Origin of the sequence: Aestuariibaculum marinum (assembly GCF_014596975.1) — a bacterium.
Lineage (GTDB): Bacteria > Bacteroidota > Bacteroidia > Flavobacteriales > Flavobacteriaceae > Aestuariibaculum > Aestuariibaculum marinum.
The window spans coordinates 193,625-201,741 of record NZ_JACVXD010000006.1; the positions used below are offsets into that span (position 1 = coordinate 193,625).

The 8,117-nt window shown below is 34.4% G+C and carries 8 protein-coding genes and 1 tRNA gene; 8 read left to right on the plus strand and 1 reads right to left on the minus strand.

Annotated features, from left to right (window positions below):
• The first annotated feature begins 27 nt into the window (after positions 1-27).
• The 4 genes from porL to ICJ85_RS11905 all read left to right on the plus strand — a co-directional run bounded on the left by porL (position 28) and on the right by ICJ85_RS11905 (position 4,379).
• On the plus strand, positions 28-669 hold the full coding sequence (porL, locus tag ICJ85_RS11890) for a type IX secretion system motor protein PorL/GldL (RefSeq protein WP_188224013.1): 642 nt from the start codon (positions 28-30) through the stop codon (positions 667-669).
• 38 nt (positions 670-707) lie between these two features.
• Positions 708-2,270, plus strand: a complete 1,563-nt coding sequence (gene porM / locus ICJ85_RS11895) for a type IX secretion system motor protein PorM/GldM (RefSeq protein ID WP_188224014.1) — start codon at positions 708-710, stop codon at positions 2,268-2,270.
• Between the two features lie 104 nt (positions 2,271-2,374).
• Positions 2,375-3,265, plus strand: a complete 891-nt coding sequence (gene porN, locus ICJ85_RS11900) for a type IX secretion system ring subunit PorN/GldN (protein WP_188224015.1) — start codon at positions 2,375-2,377, stop codon at positions 3,263-3,265.
• A 70-nt stretch (positions 3,266-3,335) separates the two neighbouring features.
• Positions 3,336-4,379 carry an NAD(P)/FAD-dependent oxidoreductase gene (locus ICJ85_RS11905; RefSeq protein WP_188224016.1) on the plus strand — a complete coding sequence of 348 codons (1,044 nt, stop codon included), beginning with the start codon at positions 3,336-3,338 and terminating at the stop codon, positions 4,377-4,379.
• On the opposite strand, the gene ICJ85_RS11910 is transcribed toward ICJ85_RS11905, so the two are convergent.
• Positions 4,380-4,769 (minus strand): DUF983 domain-containing protein, encoded by a 390-nt coding sequence (locus tag ICJ85_RS11910; protein WP_188224017.1) that lies wholly within the window; start codon positions 4,767-4,769, stop codon positions 4,380-4,382.
• 88 nt (positions 4,770-4,857) lie between these two features.
• Between ICJ85_RS11910 and ICJ85_RS11915 the strand changes: the two genes are divergently transcribed.
• The 4 genes from ICJ85_RS11915 to ICJ85_RS11930 all read left to right on the plus strand — a co-directional run bounded on the left by ICJ85_RS11915 (position 4,858) and on the right by ICJ85_RS11930 (position 8,085).
• Positions 4,858-6,765 carry an ABC-F family ATP-binding cassette domain-containing protein gene (locus ICJ85_RS11915; RefSeq protein ID WP_188224018.1) on the plus strand — a complete coding sequence of 636 codons (1,908 nt, stop codon included), beginning with the start codon at positions 4,858-4,860 and terminating at the stop codon, positions 6,763-6,765.
• Between the two features lie 101 nt (positions 6,766-6,866).
• Positions 6,867-7,691, plus strand: coding sequence for a leucine-rich repeat domain-containing protein (locus ICJ85_RS11920; RefSeq protein WP_188224019.1), 825 nt, complete (start codon positions 6,867-6,869; stop codon positions 7,689-7,691).
• A gap of 126 nt (positions 7,692-7,817) precedes the next feature.
• Positions 7,818-7,946: a CPXCG motif-containing cysteine-rich protein gene (locus tag ICJ85_RS11925; RefSeq protein WP_394354420.1), complete on the plus strand. Its 129-nt coding sequence runs from the start codon at positions 7,818-7,820 to the stop codon at positions 7,944-7,946.
• A gap of 66 nt (positions 7,947-8,012) precedes the next feature.
• A tRNA-Met gene (locus ICJ85_RS11930) sits at positions 8,013-8,085 on the plus strand.
• The last annotated feature ends 32 nt before the right edge of the window (positions 8,086-8,117 follow it).

Consider the following 8,117-nt stretch of genomic DNA (forward strand, 5'->3'; position numbering starts at 1 on the left):
TTATTACTTAACTAAAAAATCAGAATTATGGCACAGTCAAAAGCAAGTAAAAAGTTCATGAATATGGCTTATGGATTAGGAGCAGCAATTGTAATTATTGGGGCACTATTCAAAATTACTCATATGGAGTTTGGTCCACTAACAGGTAATGTTATGTTGACATTAGGTCTTGTTACCGAAGCAATTATTTTCGCAATTTCAGCATTCGAGCCTGTAGAGAGCGATTTAGATTGGTCTTTAGTTTACCCAGAATTAGCTGGAGGAAAAGCAGCTAAAAGAGAGAAAAAAGAAGAAACAAATCAAGGTTTATTATCTAAAAAATTAGATGATATGCTTAAAGAGGCTAAAATTGATGGTGAATTAATGGCAAGCTTAGGAGAAAGTATCAAGAACTTTGAAGGTGCTGCTAAGAGTATGTCATCTGGGGCCAACGGAATTGAAGCTTCTAAAAAATATAGTGAAGAGTTATCTTTAGCTGCGGCTCAAATGGAATCTTTAAACAGTTTATACAAAGTACAATTAGAGAGCGCAAGCAAGCAAGCTACTATTAACCAAGAGCAAGTAGAAAATGCAGTGAAGTTAAAAGAGCAAATGCAATCGTTAGCTTCAAACTTATCTTCATTAAATGGAGTATATGGCGGTATGTTATCTGCAATGAACAAAAACTAATTAGGGTATCTAATTATTAACCAAAAACCTAATTAGTTATGGCAGGAGGAAACTTATCACCCAGACAGAAAATGATTAATCTGATGTATTTAATCTTCATTGCGATGTTAGCATTAAATATGTCGAAAGAAGTGCTTTCAGCATTCGGATTAATGAATGTTCGATTAACAGAATCGAATGAAGCAGCTGACCAAAGAAATTTAGCTTTTTTCTCTGGATTAGAATTAAAAGCTGAAGAGCAACCAGAAAAATATGCGCCTTTATTAGATAAGGCTGAAAAAATCCGAGTATTATCGAAAGATTTAAATACGTATTTAGAGGATTTAAAAGCTAAGATGTCAGCTACGGTGGATGATCCAACCGATTATGAAATTATGGATAAAGGGGATTACCTTGATAATAATTTCTTTAAAGGAGACAAATTAAAACCAGAAGGCGAAGAGTTTTTAGAAAAACTTGAAACATTCCGCAGCGGTGTTGTTGAAATTTTAGGAGATGATCCTAGTATGTCTTCGGTTGTAGCGGACGTAAACGAAAAGTTCAGTACAGAGCCTGAAACAAATCGTGATGGAAAGAAAATAGACTGGTTAGATTACCACTATAAAGGATTTCCTTTAGTAGCATCGTTAACTAAAATGACACAGTTACAGTCTGATGTAAAAACTGTAGGTTCTGAGATTTTAGGAAAAATGATGCAAGGAACCTTATCAGCAGAGGTGTCTATGACAAACTATACTACTTTAATGGAGACTTCAAAATCAGCTTACTTTAACGGTGAGACATTTGATGGAGCTATTGTATTAGGACGTAAAGATGCTACTACAAAACCAAATAAAGTAGAATTAACTTTAGACGGTGTGAAATTAACTGAAGATCAGTACGCTATCGAAGATGGGCGTGTAAAGTTAAAAGTTGGTACAGGTAGACCAGGTGAGCACAAAATTGAAGGTAAATTAATTTTCGCTCAGGATGGTGAAGATATCGAAGTTCCGGTATCACAATCGTTCGCTACGGTTTCTAAACCAAATGCAGCCACAATTTCTGCAGATAAAATGAATGTTGTTTACCGTGGTGTTAAAAACCCAATGACAATTTCGTTTGCAGGTATTCCAGATAACAAAGTAAATGCTAGAGCTCAAGGTTTAAGCCGAGTAAGTGGAAGCAAATATGTTATGGATGCAACACGTATTCAAGGTAGAGAAGTAACTATTAACGTTTCAGGTACTTTACCAGATGGTGGAGGTGTAAGCGATAGAGCTACTTTCAGAATTAAAGATTTACCAAAACCAACGGGTACTATTAGAGGTGAAGACGGTTCTGTTAAGATGCAACGTCAGTCTTTAGAAATTTCTACTGTTGGAGCGAAATTCGACGATTTCGATTTCGAATTACCTTTACGTGTAACAGGATTTATGTTTAAAGTTCCTGGGCAGCCAACAATTAACGTAAGCGGAAATAAACTAGATAGCCGTGCTAAGGCAGCTTTAAGAAAAGCAAAACGTGGTACAGATGTTCAAATATTTAACATCGAAGCTAAAGCTAGTGGTGTTAGCGTAATCCTTAAAAAGGTATCGCCAGTTATTATCGAGCTTACTAACTAATAGTTAAAATATAATATCATATCCATATTGTGTTGATATGGATATGGTATAAATTATAGAGAGCCTAGTTGAAGTTCAACTATAGAAAAATAAAACCAAAGCACATGAATTTAAAAAGTTTTTTATTAACCGTTACAACTGTTTTTACAGTATCAGGTGTGTTTGCTCAAGCAAATATACTTAATGCTAAAAGCCCGGAGGAGATTGGTGTTAGAACAGAAGCTCAAAAAGCTATTGATAATGACAAGCCGTTAGAATATGGTTATGTAGACGATAGAGATATTCTATATTCTAAAATGGTTTGGGAGAAAATCGTTTTAGACGAGCGTGTAAACTTTCCGTTATATTATCCTATCGATACCAATAATATTGGTAGCGACAGACGTTCATTGTACGATGTGCTTATGAAGAACATTCAAAATGGAAGGATAAAAAACATCTACGACGATTCATACTTTAAAACGAAGCGTACACTTGATGATATTCAGGCAGCGTTAGCAAAAGTTGATACTACCGAGTTAGGTATTGAGCAATTAAATGCTGGAGAGCAGTTATCTGCTGAATATATTGATAGACGTGACCTTACTGCTGCAGATATTGTAGAGTATCGTATTAAAGGTCTTTGGTATTTTGATAAGCGTCAGGCAGAATTAAAATACCGTTTATTAGGTATAGCACCTGTAGCTCCAGATGTTAACTTTATCGATTCAGAAACGCCTGATTTAGTAGAATTATTTTGGATATTCTTTCCAGATGCACGTGAGGTATTACACGAAGCTAAGTCCTTTAATAATGAGAATAGTTCTATGCCGTTCTCTTTCGATCACGTGTTAAACTCAAGACGTTTCAATTCTATAATTTATAAAGAAGAAAACGTACAGCAGGATAGGGCGATTAACGAATATGTTACCGATAATGCTTTAATGCAGTTGTTAGAATCTGAAAGAATTAAAGAAAAAATACGAGATTTCGAATTAGATATGTGGACATACTAATTCCGATTTTCATAAAAAAATAAAGAAGCCTGCTTTTTTAAGCAGGCTTCTTTATTTTTATCTTCGCAGTATGATTCAAGTTGATTATATCGTAGTAGGAATTGGATTGGCAGGCATTAGCTTTTGTGAGGAGTTAAAAACCAATAACAAGTCTTTTATGGTGTTCGATAATGCTTCACAGTTATCGTCAACCGTAGCTGGAGGTTTGTACAATCCGGTCGTTTTAAAACGATTTACACCCGTTTGGAAATGTGAGGAGCAATTAGTACAAGCCTTACCAATGTATGAGCGTTTAGAACGAGAATTAAACGTAAAGCTTGATTATAAACTTCCTGTATATAGAAAATTTGCTTCCCTTGAAGAGCAAAACGATTGGTTTACGGCGTCTGATAAGCCTATATTGTCCCAATACCTTTCAACAGAAATAGTTAAAAACACGAATCCATCTGTTGATGCACCTTTTGGTTTTGGTGAAGTTTTAGAAACGGGACGGATTGATGTGAAAACTTTAGTAGAGGCTTATAAAAGTCAGTTACAAGAAAACAATAAGCTTATTGATAATCTATTTGATTACGAAGAATTGATGATTGAAGAAGGTGGGGTACGATATCAGGAGATCAAAGCCACGCACATCGTGTTTGCAGAAGGGTTTGGAATTAAACAAAATCCGTTTTTTAATCATTTACCGTTGAACCCAGCAAAAGGGGAATTGTTAATTATTCACGCACCTCAATTAAAAATTGATTATGTACTTAAGGCTGGAGCTTTTCTTATTCCGTTAGGAGAGGATCGTTATATCGTAGGAGCTACGTATGAATGGAAAGATTTAACCAATCAACCGTCTGAAACGGCTAAAGAAGAACTTTTAGAAAAACTTCAGAAGATAATACATTGTCCGTTTACAGTAGTTAATCAAGTTGCAGGTGTAAGGCCAACAGTTAAAGATCGTAGACCTTTGGTTGGGGTACATTCAGAATACAGCAACATATACGTGCTTAATGGATTAGGGACACGTGGCGTTATGATTGGCCCTTATGTTGCGAGTCAGCTTTACAATTTTATAGAGAATAATATTCCTTTGGAAGCAGAAATCGATATCAAACGATTTCAATAATTACTTCTTAGATTTAGCAAACGATTTATCGTAATGGATAAAGAAGTTTATCCAGATGTTCCTAGAAAGCCTTAAAATAATAGGCATAAACACCACTAGAGTAGCTACAATAGAAATAAACATTGCGTTCAGTCCTGCATTAAAAACAAAGTAAGAAATAACAAAAGCAGCAACCGCAAAGGCAATACCTACGGCATAACTAACATACATAGAACCGTAGAAAAACGATGGTTCAATTTTGTATTTGGAGCCACAATTACTACAGGTTTCATGCATGTCTAAGGCTTCAGAAAGAATATATGGGTTTTTATTTTTAAACATCGATTCTTCATGACACTTAGGGCAAGTTCCGGTGAATATGCTATATAATTTAGAGCCTTTTGAAAACATATTATTTAATGTACTTTTGCATTCTTAATCTATCAGAACAAATATAATTTTTTAAACGTTACGGTTCTGTGATATAAGTTACAATTCTATGCTAAACATTCATAATTTATCGATTTCATTTCAAGGAGAACACCTGTTTGAAGATATTACATTTAAACTGGTTAATGGCGATCGGGTAGGACTTATTGGTAAAAATGGCGCCGGTAAATCTACAATGCTTAAAATTTTAGCAAAGGAGTTGGAACCAGACACCGGGCAAATTGCTTCAGATAAAGATTTAAAGATTGGATTTTTAAAACAAGATATCGATTTTATTCTAGGTCGTACAGTTTTAGAAGAATCGTATCAGGCTTTTAAAGAAATTAAGGAGCTGGAGGAAAAAATGGAAGTTGTAAATGGCGAATTGGCTGAGCGTACCGATTATGAAAGCGATGCGTATCATCAATTAATGGTTGATATTAATGATTTACAACATCAATATGAAATTTTAGGAGGATACAATTATCAAGGAGAAACTGAAAAAATTCTTCAAGGCTTAGGATTTAAACGTGAAGATTTTAATAAACTTACCGATACGTTTTCTGGTGGTTGGCGTATGCGTATCGAACTCGCTAAATTACTTCTTCAAAGTAATGATATTTTATTGCTCGATGAGCCCACTAACCATTTAGATATTGAATCTATTATTTGGTTAGAAGGGTTTTTAAAATCATATTCAGGTGCGGTTGCTATTGTATCGCATGATAAAATGTTTTTGGATAATGTAACGAATCGAACCATCGAAATTTCATTAGGTCGTATTTACGATTATCCAAAGCCGTATTCAAAATATTTGGTTTTACGTGAAGAATTGAGAACGCAGCAGTTAGCGTCTCAAAAGAATCAACAAAAGCAAATCGAGCAAACCGAAAAGCTAATTGAGAAATTCCGAGCTAAAGCGTCTAAAGCAACCATGGCACAATCGCTGATTAAGAAGCTTGATAAAATAGAACGTATAGAGGTTGATGAAGATGATAACAGCGTAATGACTTTAAACTTTCCGGTATCTATTACTCCCGGTAAAGTCGTTGTAGAAACCGATAAAGTTTCTAAAAGTTACGGAAATAATGAGGTATTGCGTGAAGTTGACCTAATGATTGAACGGGATAGTAAAACGGCTTTTGTTGGACAAAACGGTCAAGGAAAATCGACACTAGCTAAAATTATTGTGGGTGATATTAAATACGAAGGGCATTTAAAATTAGGGCATAATGTACAGATCGGGTATTTTGCACAAAATCAGGCAGAGTATTTAGATGGAAACAAAACGATTCATGATACCATGATCGATGCAGCGAATGAAACCAATCGTAGTAAAGTCCGTGATATTTTAGGATCATTTTTATTCCGAGGCGATGAAGTTGATAAATATGTACGCGTGCTTTCAGGAGGAGAGCGAAATCGTCTGGCTTTAGCGAAATTGATGTTGCAACCTTTTAATGTGTTGGTTATGGATGAGCCAACAAACCACTTGGATATTAAATCGAAAAACGTACTGAAGGAAGCGCTAAAACGATTTGAAGGCACTTTAATTTTAGTATCTCACGACCGTGATTTTCTTCAAGGTTTAACAGATAGAGTTTATGAGTTTAAAGACCATAAGTTAAAAGAGTATTTAGGAGATATAGACTTTTACTTAGAACAACGGAATGTTGAAAACCTTCGTGAAGTTGAAAAGCGTACGGTAATTAAGGAAATGCCTAAGGAGAAAAAGCAACAGTCTTATGAGGATCAGAAGAAGTTAAAATCGTTGAACAATAAGTTGAGTAATGTAGAAGCTAAGATTAACGATTTAGAACGTAAGATAAAGGCAATAGATGCAGAACTCGAAATTAATTACGAAGAAGTGACTTCTAAAGCCAATTTCTTTGATGACTATCATAAATTGAAAAAGGATTTAGAAAGCTTAATGGAGCAATGGGAAACCATTCAAATGGAAATTGAAGTCTTCGAATAGGAGGTGTTTGTTAAAATTTAGTGCATTTCATCGAATAAATATGTTTTTAGTCTAATTGTTGTGTATATTCGTGTAAGAATTAATCCCAAATCAATTCGACCATGAAAAAACATTACATTTTAGTTTTAACACTTTTCGTATCAGCTTTTGCTTTTGCAAAGGTTTCACCAAGTGAAAAAGAGGCTCTAGTAGCTATTTATAATGCAACAAATGGGAGTCAATGGAATTCCTCTTGGGATTTAAATGCTGCTGTTGAAAAATGGTACGGTGTAAAAGTTGAAGATGATAAAGTAGTTGAAGTAAATTTACAGTTCAATAATCTTCAGGGCACTTTACCTGCAGAAATCGGGAATCTAGTTAATTTGAAAAAATTGAACCTGGGATTCAATAAATTAACAGGAACACTTCCAACTTCAATTAAAAATTTACAAGAGTTAACTTCATTAGAGTTATTTATGAATGGATTTGAAGGTTCTATTCCTGAAGAATTAGGTCAATTAAAAAAATTAGAATCTTTAAAATTATACAGTAACAAGTTTTCAGGAACCATTCCAAAGGCTATCATGGGACTAACTAATTTAAAAGAGTTACTAATGGGAAGTAACTTCATAATTGGAACCATTCCAACTGAAATAGCGGCTTTAACTAAATTAGAGAAATTAAGTTTAATGGATAATAAACTGGAAGGTGAAATTCCTGCCGAAATGGCGCAGTTAAGAAATTTAGAAGAGTTAGTATTATCAACAAATCAGCTAACAGGAGATTTGCCTTTAGAATTTATGAATTTGCCAAAATTAACCACACTAATGGTTAGCGACAATAATTTGAATAAGGAATATGTAACGGTATCAGGAAATAACCCTCCAGGGTTAATGTATTTGGATTTACAAAATTCTACCGCCACAATGGACATTGAAAAAGAGTAGTAAGTTTTTGTTTAATTTATAATAGTTTGAAGTCGGGATGGTTAGCATTACCGACTTTTTTGTATCTTAAGCTAAGCTATGGAGGAACACTTTTTTACCTGCCCTTACTGTTGGGAGCGTATTTCTATGCTATTAGACAATAGTGTTAATAGCCAACACTACATTGAAGATTGTGAGGTGTGTTGCCAACCGATTCAAATTAAATTAAAATTTATAAATTTAGATTTGGTTGACTTTCAGGTAAGTAAAATTTAATATAAATATTTTTCGAAATTAAGTTTGTATAAGTTAAAAAGGATTGTATATTTGCACACGAAATATCGCGGGATAGAGCAGTAGGTAGCTCGTCGGGCTCATAACCCGAAGGTCACAGGTTCGAGTCCTGTTCCCGCTACTAAGATTAAATTCTTTCAAAATCAACGGTTT

What these genes read in the sequence shown, in the direction of transcription:
- porL (WP_188224013.1), top strand. Translation starts at nt 28, where the DNA reads ATGGCACAGTCAAAAGCAAGTAAAAAGTTCATGAATATGGCTTATGGA.
- porM (WP_188224014.1), top strand. Translation starts at nt 708, where the DNA reads ATGGCAGGAGGAAACTTATCACCCAGACAGAAAATGATTAATCTGATG.
- porN (WP_188224015.1), top strand. Translation starts at nt 2,375, where the DNA reads ATGAATTTAAAAAGTTTTTTATTAACCGTTACAACTGTTTTTACAGTA.
- ICJ85_RS11905 (WP_188224016.1), top strand. Translation starts at nt 3,336, where the DNA reads ATGATTCAAGTTGATTATATCGTAGTAGGAATTGGATTGGCAGGCATT.
- ICJ85_RS11910 (WP_188224017.1), bottom strand. Translation starts at nt 4,769, where the DNA reads ATGTTTTCAAAAGGCTCTAAATTATATAGCATATTCACCGGAACTTGC.
- ICJ85_RS11915 (WP_188224018.1), top strand. Translation starts at nt 4,858, where the DNA reads ATGCTAAACATTCATAATTTATCGATTTCATTTCAAGGAGAACACCTG.
- ICJ85_RS11920 (WP_188224019.1), top strand. Translation starts at nt 6,867, where the DNA reads ATGAAAAAACATTACATTTTAGTTTTAACACTTTTCGTATCAGCTTTT.
- ICJ85_RS11925 (WP_394354420.1), top strand. Translation starts at nt 7,818, where the DNA reads ATGCTATTAGACAATAGTGTTAATAGCCAACACTACATTGAAGATTGT.